Consider the following 16,353-nt stretch of genomic DNA (forward strand, 5'->3'; position numbering starts at 1 on the left):
ATTTTCCCACCTTTTTAAATTTTTGAGTTCGAACTCAATTCATACAATATATGAAAATTTCGAAACTCTCAATGGTTTATTCCATACTTAACTTTTCTTTTACTTTCGATTCAACATGTCTTCATTTGCAAAAAAGCGAATATATCTTCTAATGCTTAGCCAGCAAGGGATACAGGTTTAACTTTATGAAATTCGTGTAAATTTAAATCTATTCATTTCAGAATCTCTGTTATTTTTAAGTTCATATGGGAAACTTATTAAAAAAAGGATGGTGACAAAAATGACAATCGATCGAATTTGTACAATTGGACCCGCAAGTAATAATAAAGAAACGTTAGCACAGTTAATAAAGAATGGTATGAAAATTGTTCGACTGAATTTATCGCATGGCACGCATGAAAGTCATAAAGACATCATTCGTTTAGTGAAATCATTAGATGACTCTATTAAATTTTTGGGTGATGTACAAGGTCCTAAAATAAGATTAGGTGAAGTGAAGGGAGAGCAAATTACACTTCAGGCAGGAGATTCTTTTATTTTACATACACAATCAGTTACAGGGAGTAATACAGAAGCGAGTGTTGATTATGAAGGAATTGCGAATGATGTGAAAGTAGGCAGTAGAATTTTAATTAATGATGGAGAAGTTGAATTAATTGTTGAAAAGATAAGTACGGACAAAATAGAAACGAAGGTAAAAACAGGTGGCAATATCTCATCTCATAAAGGAGTTAATTTACCAGATGCGGCTGTTCGTTTACCAGCTATTACAGAGAAAGATAAAAAAGATATTCAGTTTCTTTTAGAAGAGAATGTTGATTTTATCGCGTGTTCTTTCGTAAGAAAACCTAGTCATATAAAAGAAATACGAGATTTTATACAACAGTATAAAGAAACGTCACCTAATGTAATTGCAAAAATAGAAACGATGGAAGCAATCGAGAATTTTCAAGATATATGTAAAGAAGCAGATGGAATTATGATTGCAAGGGGCGATTTAGGAGTAGAGTTACCGTATCAATGCATTCCGCTTTTACAGAAAATGATGATTCAGGAATGTAATCGAACGAATACATATGTCATTACAGCAACACAAATGCTTCAATCTATGGTAGATCATTCTATTCCAACAAGAGCAGAGGTGACTGATGTGTTTCAAGCTGTACTGGACGGGACGAATGCAGTTATGCTTTCAGCTGAAAGTGCATCAGGAGAACATCCAATCGAAAGTGTGAGAACATTACGTCTCGTTTCAGAATTTGCGGAGCATGTTAAAAAAGATGGACCTTTTGCGATGAAAGATGTACTGGAGTTACTGCATAAATCACTGAATGAGTGATGAATAAAAAAAGAGGGTGGATATGCATCCCCCCTCGTGTTTACTCTTGTTCTTGTTCATCTAAAATCTTATCAAAAGCAGCAGATACTTTATCAAACTCTTCATCATTTTCAATGTATGAAAACTCATTATCTTCTTCTACTTTTAAAAAGAAAATATCAATGTCTTCCTCAGTTTCTGTTTGGATATCTTCAACAAAGGCAACTGCAATATATTCTGCACCTTCGACATCCATTGCTCCAAGTACTTCTACTTCCTGATCCTCATTATTCTCATCGCTAAGTGTAAACACTTCGCCAACTTCAATATCAGACATATTCATTCTCCTCCTGTTCGACTCTAAAAATAGAGCACTCAAACTGTATACATACTAACATATCTTTCCATGAAAAACCAAATTCATACGTAAGAAAACAATTGATTCTTCTTTAGTATGAGTATACAGCTATTAGGAGCATTATTTGTCTGTGCTATATTACTTAATCCATTCAACAATTGTATCCATAGTCTGTCTTGTTTTATCACGCTTTGGCTCTTCTTTACGGTAACCAAAGGCAACCATAACTGATACTTCAAGATTATCGCCTTGTATAATGCCTTCTTGACGAAGTAAAGAATCTACTTCCTCTTTATCAAATCCTTCTATTGGACAAGAATCAATACCGATTTGAGCTGCACTCGTCATCATATTACCTAAAGCAATATAAGTTTGTTTAGATGCCCAATCAAATACAGCACGATCGGATTGTAATAAGTTAAAATCTGTTTCCTGGAACTTTTTGAAGAATTCATATCTAATTTTTTGAGTGTCTTCAGGCAATCCAATAATATCGTTCATCATATATTTAATATACTCTGCATCATAATGCATATCTTTAATGTTTCTTGAAAGAACAATAACAAAATGACTAGCTGTTGCAAGTTGCCCACCAGCGCCCCATGAATACGGTTGTAGTTTTTCTCTTAATTCTTTATTTTGTACGACAATAAATTTCCAAGGTTCATATCCAAAAGAAGAAGGAGATAATCTGCCTGTTTCTAAAATGAATTTAAAATCCTCTTCTGAAATTTTGTGCATAGGATCGAACTCTTTACATGCATGTCTGAAATGAAAAGCCTCCATAATTTTTTCTTTTGTAATTTCTTTTGTATTTGTCATAAAAGTTCCTCTTTTCATGAATTTATTTTTGTAAGTAAAGTATATTTTTAAAGTAACATAGATACAAGTACGCACATTTATGTGGTATAGTATCAAAAAAGATACTAATGTTAAGGGAAGGGATTTATTATGGATTGTCCAAACGAAAATAATATAAATTACCCATTTTTAAATAAATATTCTTGTCCAGTTGAAGCTATGGTTGAGGTGATTGGAGGGAAATGGAAAGGGGTAATTTTGTATCATTTATTAGATGGTACAAAGCGGTTTAATGAATTAAAAAGATTAAAACCAAATATCACACAAAGAATGTTAACACTGCAGCTGAGAGAACTTGAAGCAGATGGCATCATACATCGCGAAGTATACCGTGAAGTGCCGCCAAAAGTAGAATATTCATTAACTGAGCTTGGTGAATCACTACGTCCAGTGATTCTATTAATGATGGAATGGGCAACTCATAATATGGAGAAGGTTTTGGAGAGTAGGAATACGAAAAATAATAATTAAGAGTTGAAATTGGTATAGATGAGATATGTGAAATAGTTGTAGAAATAAAAGGTGTTTCCATACGTGAAAACACCTTTTATTTCTATATTTTTACTTTTTAACTTCAACTGCTGAAGTTGGAAAGTTATTTAAGTTTGCAATTTGACCATACCAATCAGCATGTTTAAAAACAACACCTTTTCCATATCCTTCAGTTGAAGTACGTTCCCATAGTGTTGTTGAATAGCTAGCGGTAGGGGATGCTGTACGTACAGAAACAATTTGATTTTGCCAACTAGCAGACAAGTTTTTATAACCGCTACTTACAGAAAAATACTCGCTACCTTGATTTGTGCGTTTATAGAAGTCTGTACTACCAGGTCCGCTTCCTCCAACACCAAGGGGAGTGATTGAATTATTCAACCTTTGTTTATCTTTTTCAATAAAAGCCTCTAAACTTTCTTTGCTCGAAAATCCATAAGATAACCAGTCACCATTTTGATTTTGTTTCGGTAGAACTAACGTTATTTTTACGTCTTCCTTTAATGGAGCACTCAATTTGTTAAATGAATCAACAGTCTTTTCATCTACAGTTACATATTCGAAAGAGGAAATCGTATAATCTTTTTCGGTACTAGCTGATACTAATCCCATTCCTCCAGTTAACGACGAAACAGTTAATAATGCACCTGCTACCAACTTTTTAAGCATGGATTCATCTCCTTAAAACTTAGATTTTTTACATAACTAAAATGTATGTTAATTCGAATGTATTATAAATATTTAGAAATTTATAAAAATTAAACAGAATATTCTTTTATTAGTCTTGAGTAAGGAAAGTAATTAAAAATGAAAAAAAGGTTTACTTAAAAAGTAAATCCTTTTTGCCGACCTATCTCAAAACTCTATGGATTAAAGTTTCATTTTATCCATCTATGAATCATACACTTCTTTTGCATTCATAGAAACAGCATCTAATAAAAGAAAAATGGCTGCTATAATATGTAGAAGGATTTCTATATAAGGAAAGAAGGCAACTAGAGTAACGATAATACCTATATAATGAGCGTACGTATTCATCCCTGCTTTTTTAGCTAATAAAATAGTAGTGATATGTAAAGCAATCAATAGTAGTAAAGGTAATCCATCTAGGTTAACAAGACTTGGAAATAAATAATAACAAGGAATTAATAAAAGATGATAGATTCCTGTGATCCACTTTAGTGCTTGTATGTAAGTTTTCAAAGTAAATCCTCCTAAAATAATATATCTATATATTACTAAAAATAACAGGTAATTGGATATTATATATTTTTAGTTTTAGGTAGCTTGTAATTATTTTATGTAAACTAATTATTGATTATCTATAAAATAGAAAAACCACCCAAACGAGGGTGGTTCGTATTAAAAATAACTACTTAAAGAAGAAAGGGAGACCTTCACCTCACTACCTTCCTTCATATTTCGCAGCATAACGGTTTCTGTACTAAGTTCGTCTTCACCAATGATAAGCACATAAGGGATATTCTCTTTATTGGCATAATTAAGGGCACGTTTTAATTTGCGTCCTGCTAGTTCAAGTTCAACTTTTAAGGAAGTGGTAGAACGTAATTGCTGGGCAATTTGTAAGCATTGTAATTCTGTTCCGAGTGGGATGATAAATAGATCCGCTGTAGATGATAATGTTTCTTTCTGCGAAAGTGCTGTATAAATAACGTCTAAACCGAATGAAATGCCGACTGTTGGATAGTTCATATTATCACCACGGAATGCTCCGATAATGTTATCGTAACGGCCGCCACTACCTATGCTAGATGTAATTGAGCCATCTTTTAGGAAGATTTCATATACAGTCCCTGTATACATTGTGAGTCCTCTTGCTAAAAACGGATTGAATATCGTATTTTCATTTATTCCGAGAGCGATTAAATATTGCTGTAATTGTTGCAATTCGTTTACTCCATCGGCAACGAGTTGGTTATTGAAAGCTTCTTTAAAGTCAACAATTGTAAGCTTTAGACAAGATAATACAGTATTACATATTGTATCAGCCATTTCTTCAGAAATGCCGCGCTCTAATACATCTTTTCGTACACCATCAATCCCAATCTTTTCGATTTTGTCTAATGATAAAATGACGTCACTTGTTAATTCAGTAGGGATGTTAATGGCCTGAAGAATACCATTTAACAATTTTCGGTTATTATATTGGATCGTTATCTCTAAGTTTAATGTTTGGAACAGCTCAAACGCCATGCTCATGAGTTCCGCTTCTGCCATGACTGATTCTACACCGACTATATCAACGTCGCATTGTATAAATTCACGAAATCTTCCTTGTTTAATTGGCCCATCTCGAAATACTTTCCCAATTTCATAACGTTTAAAAGGGAGGCGAATATTCGGATTCATTGCCACAACTTTTGCGAATGGAATAGTTAAATCGTATCGTAAGGCAAGCTCACGTTTTCCCTGATCCTCAAGTGTATATAATTCTTTTAAAATTTCATCGCCACCGCCGTACTTGTAAGACATAAGCTCATACATATTTAACGTCGGTGTCTCTAACGGTTTGCATCCGTATCGTTCAAACGTATCTTCACAAGCCCTTTTAATTTTATTTCGCAGCACTTGCTCCTCTGGTAAATAGTCTTTTGTGCCTTTTACATTTTTCATTTCCATTGTAATCACTCCTATTTTAAAATTAAAAAAAGCTATGCGGGTATAAAAATACCCACATAGCTTTATGAACGCTTCGTGGGTCAACAGGAAAAGCCCTGTACCCACGAAGAAAAATTTTTCTTCGGATACACGGCGTTACGTATGATGATGAAGTTGGAAAGAAGTATTAAAATTTCGCATTACAAATCTCTCCTTAACATAAGTTTTTCCAAATTATATCAGATGATTTTTGAATTATCAATATTTTTAGTTTTGAAATATACGTGAAGTTATGTAGGAGAAATGGAAAAGGGTGTATAATAAAACTTAATAATATGAAATAACCTTTTAAGGAGAACGTTATGAAAAAAGATAAAACAAATGCGATGCGAATATTAGACAAAGAGAAAATTGAATATTCGATGATGTCATATAATCCAGACGATGGAAAAATTGATGGTGTATCAGTAGCTGAGAAAATTGGACGAGAAGTGAGAGAAGTATATAAAACGTTAATCGCTCAAGGAAATAGTAAAAATTATCATGTGTTTATTATTCCGGTAGATGAGGAACTAGATTTAAAAGCTGCCGCAAAAGCAGTAAGTGAAAAGAAAATTGAAATGATTGCTGTGAAAGATATTACGAAAGTGTCAGGATATATTCGTGGTGGTTGTTCACCAGTCGGAATGAAGAAGTTATTTTCTACATGTATCGATGAAAGCGCCCAATTACTTGATAAGATGATAGTGAGCGGCGGGAAAATTGGTATACAAATTGAGCTGAAAGTTGATGACTTGGCGAAAGTGACGAGAGCGCAGTTTGGAGAGGTAACGAAGTAAATATACATAGGAAAAGAAGTTCTTGTTTTATTAAATTTAGATAAAGATTTATAGGATAATTAGTCCATTATGAGGACGGATTATCCTTTTTTCTTGCTACTGATCATGAGACGTTATGTTAACCGAGTGTGTATACAATATTCAACCGAAAACAAACAACATATCAACTCTATAAAATGGTAAAATAGGGAAAAGGGCATTCTGAATAATACCTTTAGAAACCACTATTTATCACATAGGGGTTTTCAAAAAAGTAAAGGGGGGGGATAAATGAAATATATTAATGGATTGTACATAGCACTTATATTAATGATGTTCATTAATTTACTTAATTTCACAATTTTTGATAATAAATACTCAGGGATAACAATGTATCTTTCTTCCGTTATATTCATAATTGGGAGCGCATTTTTTGGAAGTGCAAAACGGCTTAAAATGAGTGAGAAAAAATAAACCTTTTAGGAGGTTATAATCATTAATGAAACAACAAGAACAAGTTATCTTTCGTGAGGTTCAGCGATCCCCAATTTGGGTATGGATACTCATATTAGGGATCTCCATGCTGATGTGGTATGGATTTATTCAACAAATTATTCTTGATATCCCGTTTGGAGATAAACCAGCTCCTAATGGTGTCTTAATTGTTATGTGGTTGTTGTTCGGGATTGCCTTTCCTGTATTAATGCTTGGAGTATTGAAACTGATCATTGAGGTCCGTGAAAAAGGTCTTTATGTCCGCTTTGTTCCTTTTCATTTTCAATATAAGCAGTACCTTTTCAAAGATATACATCATTATGAATGCATTACTTACAGTCCAATAAAACGATTTGGAGGATGGGGAATTCGTTTTAACCTTAAGAATGAAAAAGCCTATAACATGAATGGAAATAAAGGTATAGAGTTAAAGTTGCAATATAACACAGTAGTAATCGGCACTCAAAAATCAGATGAATTAAAAAAAGCACTGGACTCAGTACAAAAAGCATAATGAAAATTAAACTTTAATAAACGGGCACAATTCAACAATTTCTACTAGGTATACCTACTTTAAAAACAACTTAAATTTACTTCCAATAACGAAAATTATGTAAATAAGCTGTTCACTGGATTCCCATAGAAAACTGTGGTGAGATGAGATTTTTGATTTTGAAGTACTTCAAAATCTTAGCTAGATGGCTATGTAGCGGTACCCACATTAAAAAGGCAGGAACATATCAAATATGTTCCTGCTTTTGATTTTATTTTAGATAGATGTTTCCTAACAGTTGATTTTGTTAACGAAAGTCGACTTTAAATCCATATTTTGTGTGAAAAAAGAACATATAATAAAAGTATGAGGTGATGATGTGAAAGAGATAAACATTCATAAAAAAATTGCGGATAAGAGAAAAGAAAAGGGAATTACGCAGGAAGAGTTAGCGGCGTATATCGGTATTACGAAGGCATCTGTTTCCAAATGGGAGACGGGACAGAGTTATCCAGATATAACATTTTTACCACTGTTAGCATCATACTTTAACATTAGTATAGATGAACTAATTAGTTATACACCGCAAATGAAACAGGAAGATATTAAAAATTTATATCATAGACTCGCAGAAGCTTTTAGTGAAAAACCGTTTGATGAAGTGATGATAGAGTGCAGAGGAATAATCAAAAAATATTATTCTTGTTTTCCGTTATTACTTCAAATGGGACTACTTTTTATTAATCACCATATGTTAACGGAGGATACGGATAAAAGAATTGAAATGTTAGAAGAGGCAATGCATCTCTTTAGCAGGGTACAGGAAGAAAGTGACGATGTTTCTCTTGTGAAAGAGGCGGTATCGTTTCAAGCAACTTGCTATCTTATACTCAATAGACCGAATGAGGTGCTTCAATTACTTGGCGAAACGATACGTCCTAACGTCCCAGCGGAAGATTTAATCGCACAGGCGTATCAAATGCTTGGAAATACTGAAAAAGCGAATGAAATAATGCAAATTAGTATGTACCAACATTTAATACAACTTGTTGCGACAATACCGAATTATGTAGTAGTAAATGCTTCAAGCGCTGAAAAAGTAGAGGTAATTTTAAATAGAGCTTTTATGTTAATAGATATATATGAATTAGAAACGTTACATCCCAATATGACTTTAAAAGTATACTATGCTGCTGCACAAGTATATTGCATGCAAGGGAATTTTGAAGGTTCATTAGAAATGTTACGGAAATATGCAGCGGTTTGTGCGGCGAGCTTTACAGTAAATAGTCTACATTTACATGGAGATTCCTATTTTGATGCGATTGATGGATGGTTTGCAGAGTTTCCACTTGGTCCTAAAACAGTTAGAAATGAAGAGATTATAAAGCGAAGTATGTTACAAAGTATTGCAGAGAATCCAGTTTTCGCTCCGATGAAAGATGTAAGAGAGTACAAAAATATAATAGCGAGTTTGAAATTCAAATTAGATATAACTGAATAAAAGGAGGGTTCATATAATGACCTTTGACGAATATGAAGTAGCGATAAAGAGGGAATTAACTTTGCTAGGTACGATTACTAAACCGAAAGCCGACGGGAAGTATGCAGCGGTTGTCATTATCGCTGGATCTGGAGAGATTGATCGTGATGGAACGATAGTACCGCTAAAGCTTGAGTCGAACATATATAAAGATTTAGCACATGTATTGGCGAGGCTTGGGGTAGTGACGCTCCGCTTTGATAAGCGCGGAGTAGGAAAGAGTGACGGAGATATCATGAAGACTGGAATGTGGGATTTAGTTAGTGATATAGAGTCTACGATTACGTATTTAAAAGAACAGCCATTTGTTGATCCAGAAAATATCATTTTAGCTGGTCATAGTGAAGGATGTATGTTGGCAACAGTAGTAAATGCAAGAACACCAGTTAATGGGCTTATCCTTCTTACAGGGGCTGCGGAATCATTAGAAGAGGCTACGAAAAGACAAAGAGAAATTGCATATAAAGAACTAAAAGAGCAGAAAGGAATAAAAGGAAAACTAATGCGTCTTCTCAATGTGGAGAAACGTGGAGAAAAGCAGATGGAAAAAATAAAAGAGAAAATGATGAACACAGAAAAAGATACGATTAAAGTTGGTTTTAAACCGATGAATGCAAAGTGGTTTAGAGAGCATTTTCAGCATGACATCTATAAAGACTTACAACAAGTAACATGTCCAGTACTAGCTATTGCTGGTGATAAAGATATTCAGGCTGACCCTGAAAGAGCGAAGCGGATCGGTGATTATGTGAAGGGTGATTCTGCAGTACATGTAATCAAAGATATGGATCATAGTTTAAAAAGTTTTGAGGGGGAGTTCAAAGCTTTAGATTTTAAAAAGAATTATGAAAAAGGAGCGGGAAAGTCCCTTCATCCAGAGCTGGAAGAAATAATTGTGAATTGGATGGATACGCATTTTATCTCGCAACATGCGGGTAGAAAGATTTCCGGCTCAATATTAGGCGAAAGTGAGGGAGTTGGAAGGAAGAGTAATTGTCTGTAAAAAAACGGTTGTTGTAGATTGATTTAGTTTAGTATATGAATTTATTTTTTACGAATTCATTCATTATAAAATGTTCGTTTTTATTAATTATCGCAATAAAAACGAACATTTTTTTATTTTAAATAAATTGGGTAATTAGATTATAACATTAATGCGTATGATTGAATATCATAATAATATAATGGAGGTGATGTTATATGGCTCTTACTACAGGCCCAATTGAAAACGTAGGCAATCAACCTGCTAATGCAAATAGAGTTAGGGTGAAGATCCTTAACCGTACTGCTGGCCCACTTACTGGAGTAGCTAGAGTTTTTAGACTTGACGGTTCATTAGTATTAATTGAACAGGTAAACTTCAATGTAAATTCTAATGCTTCTACTTTTGCAACTCTAAGTTTAGTTCATCCTGCTCTTGGACAAGCATTTGAATATGAAGTTCAAATTGTTCCTAATCAACCTGGTGGACTATATAGTGTTTATGGACTAACAGCTGACAGTGTTATCATTACTGCACAACGTATTGTGAACTCAGAATTGACACAGTTTCTTTAATTAAAATAGATTGGTGCCTACATGGTATCCAATCTATTTTTGTACGTATTATTCAGAGAAATAAAGGTTTTACACAAAAATAAAGACAGTTATGGAAACGGGAAAAGTCGAGTTATCATCTTGATTTTTATTATTTCTGTCTTAGACTGTATCTGTTTTGTTGCACGGTTTTCTTTGAATGCTTTTTATTCAAACTGTTTTTTAAAGTATTTATCAAATATGCATTATTGCATAAATAAATTTAAATTTATAAGTTAATATTAAACTACTTTTTAGTTGTAAAGAATATGTTAATAATCTTTATAAGAGAAGGATATTCCTTGTAAAAAGTGAAATTGTTTGGAATGTGAATAAACAAAAAGTTTAGAAGTGATACAGACTGGATAGAGTCTTGTATTAAATAAACAGAAAAGGGGTATGGGTTTCTAAAAGGTTTCGGGGGTTAGAAAGCATTTTTTAGTGAATAGCTTCAAATTATATTTTAAAGGGGAATGGGTATATGAAGTTTCGAAATACAAAGATTGCTATGGTTACACTATCTTCATTTTTTATTTTAGGTTCTGCATCTCTATCATTCACAGATACTATACACGGTGAAGTAGCTCCTGCATCAGCACAAGAGATTATTATAAAAAGTTATGACGATACATATTATAATAATGCAATAGGAAAAACGGGGTTAGAATTAAAGAAGGAACTGCATAATATTATTGATAATCATACAAAGTTATCATACAGTGCGGTTTGGGAAGCACTAAGAGATACTGATGAAGATCCAAATAATAAAAATAATGTGATACTCTTATATACTGGTCGTTCGCAAGGGAAACTTACGAATGGATCAGGAGTAAATAACTGGAACCGAGAGCATGTTTGGGCAAAATCTCACGGTGACTTTGGAACGACTGCAGGACCTGGAACAGATCTACATCATTTAAGAGCGACGGATGTATCTGTAAATAGTTCACGTGGAAATCTAGATTTTGATAATGGTGGTGTGAATCATTCTGAAGCGACAGAATGTAAATATGATAGTGATTCTTGGGAACCTCGTGATAGTGTAAAAGGAGATATCGCTAGAATGCTGTTTTATATGGCTGTTCGTTACGAGGGAGACAACGGCGAAATAGATTTAGAACTAAATGAAAAAGTGAATAACAATAAAGATCCATACATGGGGAAACTATCTGTCTTATTAAAATGGAATGAACAAGACCCGGTCGATGATTTAGAGCGAAAGCGTAATGAAGTGATTTTTACAAAATATCAACATAACCGCAATCCTTTTATTGATCATCCTGAATGGGTAAATAAAATCTGGAACTAAGATTTTTAAAGGTATTATAGTTTGATAAAAGGGATTGATCATTATGATCAATCCCTTCTTATATTTTTACTAGAATAAATGATTTTAATAGGACTAGTGAGGGAAATAGAATAGATATTTATATGGAACGATAGTACTTATTTATCTAGTTAAGTATTTAGTAAGGTCCCCACTCAATATTCACCCCAACAATAAGAAAGACAAGTCCAATGATAAACCAAATGAGTGCAAGTGGAGCCATGAAACGAATCCATTTTCCATAAGAAATCCCGCTCGCTGCGAGAACGCCCATTAAAACACCAGAAGTTGGATTTAAGCAGTTTACTACACCTTCTCCAAGCATAACAGCTTGTACTGTAACTTGGCGTGTAATGTGCATGAAATCAGCTAATGGAGCTAATATCGGAATGAAAATAACCGATTCTCCTGTCCCGGATGAAATGAGGAAATGTAATGCGGCACTACTCACATACATGCCGATAACACCAAATACAGGGCTTTGTCCTTCGAGAGCTTGTGCGAGTTGGTTAACGATTGTATCAAGTAATTTGCCTTGTTCTAAAATGACTGAAATACAGCGAGCCATTCCGACGATTAAAGCACCGTAGATAAGATTTTGGCAGCCAGTTAGAAAAGTGGATGCGATATCGTTTGCTTTCATGCCACCTATTATTCCTGCTGTAATTGCAATGAAAATAAAAGTAGCGGTCATTTCTGCGTCCGTCCAATGTAGACGAAAAGCGCCTATTAAAAATGCAATTAATGATAAAGCTGAAACGAGTAAAATTAATTTATGACGTATCGTCCAAGGAACTTCTTTTTTCTCTGTTTCTTTTTCGCTTGAAAGAGCGTTACTTGGAAACCAGTTGTCGCCAAGGATGCTTCCTTTATTTGATTTTTTCAAGCGTTTTACATACCAATTTATATAAAGGATAGTGGCAAGTAAAAAAGATATATAGATTGCGGTGCGTAAACCAATCCCGGAAAACATCGGAAGTTCTGCGATCTTTTGTGAAATGCCTAAAGGTGAGGGAGATAAAATAGTAGCATTAAAACCAGCATAAGTACCTAAATAAATAATTGCTACACCGACGATAGCGTCCCATTTTAACGTGCGTGCAACGATGATACCGATGGGGATAAAACCGATAACTGAGTTAACGATAATACCAGTCGTTCCAAGAATAGAAAAGAGCGCAGCAACTATACAAATGAAAAGTAATTGCTGATTCCGAAATTTGTTAATAACATGATAGATTAAACCGTCAAGAGCACCTGTTTTTTCAAGAATTGCAATAGCTCCACCTGTAAATAAAATTAGAAAGATAATAGGAGCAGCAAGTGTCATTCCTTTTTCAATAGCGGTAAAAAAAGAAACAAATCCTACGGGTGATTGCGGAACAGAATGGTAGCTACCTGGTATTGTTGTTGTAACGGTCCCGTTTGTAACCCTTTTAAATTCTCCAGCAGGAACGAAGTACGTAGCAATGGCGCAAAGTAAGGCAATAAAAAATAGTAGTACGTACGCATCAGGCATTTTAAACTTTGGTTTACTAGGTTGTTTTTTTGCCTCAGTTTGTATTTGCATAAAATCCCTCCTTCTTCACTTAGTTAATTTTTAATATTCTGAATTTAATCTGTGAAATAGATTATAATAAAGGTAGCTTCTTAAGGCAATAGTTTTTGTATCCTTTCCCGTACATACAAATTATTGCAATATTAGACAGGGAAACGATAATAAGCCAAGAATATGTTATGTAGAAAGAAAAAGGAAAAGAGGGAACAAGATGTGGAAAACTACTGATCTATGTGATGAATTTGAAAAGGAATTACAAATATGTCGCCAGTCTTTTCGGTCTTTTGGGAAGAAAGAACAATTCCACGGGAAAATTGCAACTGTAAAAGTGAAAGATGATAATGTACTAGTGAAGGAAGGATTGCAAACATTACCAGAAGGAACAGTATTAGTTGTTGATGGCGGAGCGTCTACGAATTGTGCTTTACTCGGTGATAATTTGGCAGCTATTGCGGAAGAAAGAAAGCTAGCAGGAATTATTGTGAATGGGTATGTTCGTGATTCTAGTGAACTAAAGAATATTAATATTGGTATTTTAGCGTTAGGAACTACGCCAAATAGAAGTGTGAAAGAAGGAAAAGGAGAACGAAATATTTCATTGCACTTTGGACAAGTAGAATGGAATCCAAATGAATATGTCTATGCGGATGAAGATGGCGTCATTATTAGTGAAAAGAGTTTACATAGTTAAGAGTTAATAAGTTATTATTCTTAGAAAATAAATCCGATAAAGCATGGACAAAATTCTTTGTCAATAGTAAAATAATACAGAAATTTAAAATTTACAGAATGTATAGGTTTATCGTTTTACGATAACTTAAATGGGAGTAAGTTGTGCCAAGAAAAGTGAATGTTATCACAATGATACGTTCATAAACAAAATTATTTTTCCTATACAAATATAGCCGCGAATGATGCGGGTAGGAGGTGTTGTACATTTTTGTTCGACACTTACAAAAAGAGAGTGTCAATCGCACGCCCTTGAAGGGCCTTTTTTTGTGTAAATGGTAGTAAGGGAGGAAATTTTGGGATGGCAATGTTGAAAAAATGGCTGCTTACGTCGTTAATGGCAGTGACACTTGTATTTGTTTCTTTTGCGAATACAGTACATATTACGTTTGCTGAAGGAAATACAGCAAAACTTGCAATTATTGGGGAATCACAAAAAGGCATTATGTTATGTCCGAAAGAAGAGCAAATTAAAGATGGGGAAACAGCTTTAAGTTTGCTGCAAAAGGTCATGGGGGACAAAGTAGAATCTGAAACGATGTCGTTTGGAACATATGTAAAAGGAATCGATGGTTTAATGGCCGGGGCTACAAGTGCTTGGCTGTATGATGTAAATGATAAGTCTGCAGAAGTCGGAGCAGATAGTTATAAATTAAAATCTGGAGATGTTGTTGTCTTTCGCTTTGTTTCAGACTGGAGCAATATAAGCCAGGAAACATTGAAAGAAACGTTAGATAAGTTCGGAACGTGTAAAACAGAAGAACCAAAACCAGAAGGCGAAAATGGTAAACCGACAGTCGAGCCAAAACCAGAAGGTGAAAATGGTAAGCCGACAGTCGAGCCAAAACCGGAAGGTGAAAATGGCAAACCGACAGTCGAGCCAAAACCGGAAGGTGAAAATGGTAAACCGACAGTCGAGCCAAAACCAGAAGGTGAAAATGGTAAACCGAAAGTTGATCCAAAACCAGAAGGTGAAAATGGTAAAAAACCAGAACAACCAAAGCAAGAGAATGTTCAAATTCCAGCGAAGCAATTAGAGGAAGCAATCTCAAAAACATCTGACAAGATGTTACAAGATGGAATCGAAAGTGATTGGGTAGCTGTAGCGCTTTCTCGTTCTGGAAAGAATGTGCCAATTGAGGCAAAATTAAATTATGTTAAGTCAGTAACTGAAAAAGTAGAAAAGCGCATTAATCGTTTTTCAGCGACAGATTTAGCTAGAACAATTATTATGATGAATGCAATGAGTACAGACCCTAAAAATGTAGGTGGACATAATTTAGTTCAAAAATTGTATGAGTCAGATAAAGTGAATTCTGTTACAGGTTATGCATTTGCTTTACTTGCATTTGATACGAAGAAGTATGAGATTCCAGTTGAATCAAAATGGAACAGAGTTGCTCTAGTGGAAGCACTGTTAAATAATCAGCATACAGACGGTGGATGGACTTATAATAGTTCAGGTAGTAAAGATAGTGCTAGTAGCGTTGATGTAACAGGTATGGTTTTATCAGCATTAGCTCCTTATCAAGAGCGATCAGATGTGAAACCAGCTATACAAAAAGCTGTTGCGTATTTATATAACGAACAGCTGCAAAATGGCGGTTTTTCAGCTGATGGACAAGAAAATTCAAATAGTACTGCGCAAGCAATTATTGGATTATCGCTTGTTAAAGATGTAGATCAAAATCGTCTTCATAAGGCAATGCAAAACCTATTATCATATCAACTTTCAAATGGTGAATTTAAATGGTTACCAAGTGATCAAAATGGTAACGGAATGGCTACAGAACAGGCTCTTTTAGCATTACTTCAATTTAAGGAAATGGGAAAATCTATTTATGATTGGTCTAATGTAGACGCTGGTGATGTAATTAAGCCCAAACCGATTGAAGAGCCAGAAAAGGTCGTTGAACCAGAAAATAATGTAGTAGAAAAAGAAGTTACTGAAGAACCGAAAGAACAAAAACAAGTACAACAAGAAACAAAAGATGAAAATCTAAAAGTAGTTGTAGATAACGAACCGGTTAAGAATAAAAAAATCGGAAACGGTAACAGTCTACCAAAAACAGGAGCATCTTCTCATAGTGCAGCAACAGAAGTAGGTATGGGTGTATTATGTATTGCTTCTGCATATGTATTATGGAGACGTAAAGCAGCTTAACAA

17 protein-coding genes are annotated in these 16,353 nt (G+C 34.3%); 11 read left to right on the top strand and 6 right to left on the bottom strand.

The features are described 5' to 3' along the window. The first annotated feature begins 280 nt into the window (after nt 1-280). The gene (locus ACQRBL_RS15855) at nt 281-1,339 is read left to right on the top strand and encodes a pyruvate kinase (RefSeq protein ID WP_065484514.1); all 1,059 of its coding nucleotides are present in this window, start codon (nt 281-283) and stop codon (nt 1,337-1,339) included. Between the two features lie 40 nt (nt 1,340-1,379). Here the strand turns inward: ACQRBL_RS15855 and ACQRBL_RS15860 are convergent, their stop codons facing one another. After that, on the bottom strand, nt 1,380-1,661 hold the full coding sequence (locus ACQRBL_RS15860; RefSeq protein ID WP_003271045.1) for a DUF1292 domain-containing protein: 282 nt from the start codon (nt 1,659-1,661) through the stop codon (nt 1,380-1,382). Nucleotides 1,662-1,814: 153 nt separating this feature from the next. Then, nucleotides 1,815-2,498 (bottom strand): NAD(P)H-dependent oxidoreductase, encoded by a 684-nt coding sequence (locus ACQRBL_RS15865; RefSeq protein ID WP_000185606.1) that lies wholly within the window; start codon nt 2,496-2,498, stop codon nt 1,815-1,817. A gap of 129 nt (nt 2,499-2,627) precedes the next feature. On the opposite strand from ACQRBL_RS15865, the gene ACQRBL_RS15870 reads away from it, so the two are divergent. After that, on the top strand, nt 2,628-3,008 hold the full coding sequence (locus ACQRBL_RS15870; protein WP_000340580.1) for a winged helix-turn-helix transcriptional regulator: 381 nt from the start codon (nt 2,628-2,630) through the stop codon (nt 3,006-3,008). A gap of 90 nt (nt 3,009-3,098) precedes the next feature. Here ACQRBL_RS15870 and ACQRBL_RS15875 read toward each other — a convergent pair whose 3' ends face one another. The 3 genes from ACQRBL_RS15875 to ACQRBL_RS15885 all read right to left on the bottom strand — a co-directional run bounded on the left by ACQRBL_RS15875 (nt 3,099) and on the right by ACQRBL_RS15885 (nt 5,669). Then, nucleotides 3,099-3,698, bottom strand: coding sequence for a hypothetical protein (locus ACQRBL_RS15875; protein ID WP_023522519.1), 600 nt, complete (start codon nt 3,696-3,698; stop codon nt 3,099-3,101). Nucleotides 3,699-3,920: 222 nt separating this feature from the next. Next, entirely contained in the window at nt 3,921-4,232 is a 312-nt protein-coding gene (locus ACQRBL_RS15880) for a hypothetical protein (protein WP_000860701.1), read from the bottom strand. 159 nt (nt 4,233-4,391) lie between these two features. Then, nucleotides 4,392-5,669, bottom strand: coding sequence for a histidine--tRNA ligase (locus tag ACQRBL_RS15885; protein ID WP_411995911.1), 1,278 nt, complete (start codon nt 5,667-5,669; stop codon nt 4,392-4,394). Between the two features lie 341 nt (nt 5,670-6,010). Between ACQRBL_RS15885 and ybaK the strand changes: the two genes are divergently transcribed. The 7 genes from ybaK (at nt 6,011) to ACQRBL_RS15920 (ending at nt 11,881) form a co-directional block, all read left to right on the top strand. After that, on the top strand, nt 6,011-6,487 hold the full coding sequence (gene ybaK / locus ACQRBL_RS15890; protein WP_023522517.1) for a Cys-tRNA(Pro) deacylase: 477 nt from the start codon (nt 6,011-6,013) through the stop codon (nt 6,485-6,487). A 270-nt stretch (nt 6,488-6,757) separates the two neighbouring features. After that, nucleotides 6,758-6,940, top strand: coding sequence for a hypothetical protein (locus ACQRBL_RS15895; RefSeq protein ID WP_000875160.1), 183 nt, complete (start codon nt 6,758-6,760; stop codon nt 6,938-6,940). Between the two features lie 25 nt (nt 6,941-6,965). Beyond that, nucleotides 6,966-7,475: a DUF6141 family protein gene (locus tag ACQRBL_RS15900; protein WP_063548018.1), complete on the top strand. Its 510-nt coding sequence runs from the start codon at nt 6,966-6,968 to the stop codon at nt 7,473-7,475. Nucleotides 7,476-7,833: 358 nt separating this feature from the next. Further along, nucleotides 7,834-8,958 carry a helix-turn-helix domain-containing protein gene (locus ACQRBL_RS15905; RefSeq protein WP_023522515.1) on the top strand — a complete coding sequence of 375 codons (1,125 nt, stop codon included), beginning with the start codon at nt 7,834-7,836 and terminating at the stop codon, nt 8,956-8,958. Between the two features lie 16 nt (nt 8,959-8,974). Further along, on the top strand, nt 8,975-10,000 hold the full coding sequence (locus ACQRBL_RS15910; protein ID WP_327878981.1) for an alpha/beta hydrolase family protein: 1,026 nt from the start codon (nt 8,975-8,977) through the stop codon (nt 9,998-10,000). A gap of 197 nt (nt 10,001-10,197) precedes the next feature. Continuing rightward, nucleotides 10,198-10,554, top strand: a complete 357-nt coding sequence (locus tag ACQRBL_RS15915; RefSeq protein ID WP_001229424.1) for a hypothetical protein — start codon at nt 10,198-10,200, stop codon at nt 10,552-10,554. A gap of 499 nt (nt 10,555-11,053) precedes the next feature. Continuing rightward, on the top strand, nt 11,054-11,881 hold the full coding sequence (locus tag ACQRBL_RS15920) for an endonuclease I family protein (RefSeq protein WP_023522513.1): 828 nt from the start codon (nt 11,054-11,056) through the stop codon (nt 11,879-11,881). Nucleotides 11,882-12,038: 157 nt separating this feature from the next. Here the strand turns inward: ACQRBL_RS15920 and ACQRBL_RS15925 are convergent, their stop codons facing one another. Then, nucleotides 12,039-13,469 carry a YfcC family protein gene (locus ACQRBL_RS15925; RefSeq protein WP_023522512.1) on the bottom strand — a complete coding sequence of 477 codons (1,431 nt, stop codon included), beginning with the start codon at nt 13,467-13,469 and terminating at the stop codon, nt 12,039-12,041. A gap of 199 nt (nt 13,470-13,668) precedes the next feature. Between ACQRBL_RS15925 and rraA the strand changes: the two genes are divergently transcribed. Beyond that, the gene (gene rraA, locus ACQRBL_RS15930) at nt 13,669-14,148 is read left to right on the top strand and encodes a ribonuclease E activity regulator RraA (RefSeq protein WP_023522511.1); all 480 of its coding nucleotides are present in this window, start codon (nt 13,669-13,671) and stop codon (nt 14,146-14,148) included. Between the two features lie 339 nt (nt 14,149-14,487). Beyond that, entirely contained in the window at nt 14,488-16,350 is a 1,863-nt protein-coding gene (locus tag ACQRBL_RS15935) for a DUF4430 domain-containing protein (protein ID WP_411995912.1), read from the top strand. The last annotated feature ends 3 nt before the right edge of the window (nt 16,351-16,353 follow it).

This window comes from Bacillus sp. AF62 (genome assembly GCF_050312695.1).
Lineage (GTDB): Bacteria > Bacillota > Bacilli > Bacillales > Bacillaceae_G > Bacillus_A > Bacillus_A cereus.

Coding starts and splice junctions, on each gene's coding strand:
- ACQRBL_RS15900 (WP_063548018.1), top strand. CDS start 6,966: ATGAAACAACAAGAACAAGTTATCTTTCGTGAGGTTCAGCGATCCCCA.
- ACQRBL_RS15870 (WP_000340580.1), top strand. CDS start 2,628: ATGGATTGTCCAAACGAAAATAATATAAATTACCCATTTTTAAATAAA.
- ACQRBL_RS15860 (WP_003271045.1), bottom strand. CDS start 1,661: ATGAATATGTCTGATATTGAAGTTGGCGAAGTGTTTACACTTAGCGAT.
- ACQRBL_RS15935 (WP_411995912.1), top strand. CDS start 14,488: ATGGCAATGTTGAAAAAATGGCTGCTTACGTCGTTAATGGCAGTGACA.
- ACQRBL_RS15895 (WP_000875160.1), top strand. CDS start 6,758: ATGAAATATATTAATGGATTGTACATAGCACTTATATTAATGATGTTC.
- ACQRBL_RS15875 (WP_023522519.1), bottom strand. CDS start 3,698: ATGCTTAAAAAGTTGGTAGCAGGTGCATTATTAACTGTTTCGTCGTTA.
- rraA (WP_023522511.1), top strand. CDS start 13,669: ATGTGGAAAACTACTGATCTATGTGATGAATTTGAAAAGGAATTACAA.
- ACQRBL_RS15925 (WP_023522512.1), bottom strand. CDS start 13,469: ATGCAAATACAAACTGAGGCAAAAAAACAACCTAGTAAACCAAAGTTT.
- ybaK (WP_023522517.1), top strand. CDS start 6,011: ATGAAAAAAGATAAAACAAATGCGATGCGAATATTAGACAAAGAGAAA.
- ACQRBL_RS15915 (WP_001229424.1), top strand. CDS start 10,198: ATGGCTCTTACTACAGGCCCAATTGAAAACGTAGGCAATCAACCTGCT.
- ACQRBL_RS15855 (WP_065484514.1), top strand. CDS start 281: ATGACAATCGATCGAATTTGTACAATTGGACCCGCAAGTAATAATAAA.
- ACQRBL_RS15910 (WP_327878981.1), top strand. CDS start 8,975: ATGACCTTTGACGAATATGAAGTAGCGATAAAGAGGGAATTAACTTTG.
- ACQRBL_RS15920 (WP_023522513.1), top strand. CDS start 11,054: ATGAAGTTTCGAAATACAAAGATTGCTATGGTTACACTATCTTCATTT.
- ACQRBL_RS15885 (WP_411995911.1), bottom strand. CDS start 5,669: ATGGAAATGAAAAATGTAAAAGGCACAAAAGACTATTTACCAGAGGAG.
- ACQRBL_RS15865 (WP_000185606.1), bottom strand. CDS start 2,498: ATGACAAATACAAAAGAAATTACAAAAGAAAAAATTATGGAGGCTTTT.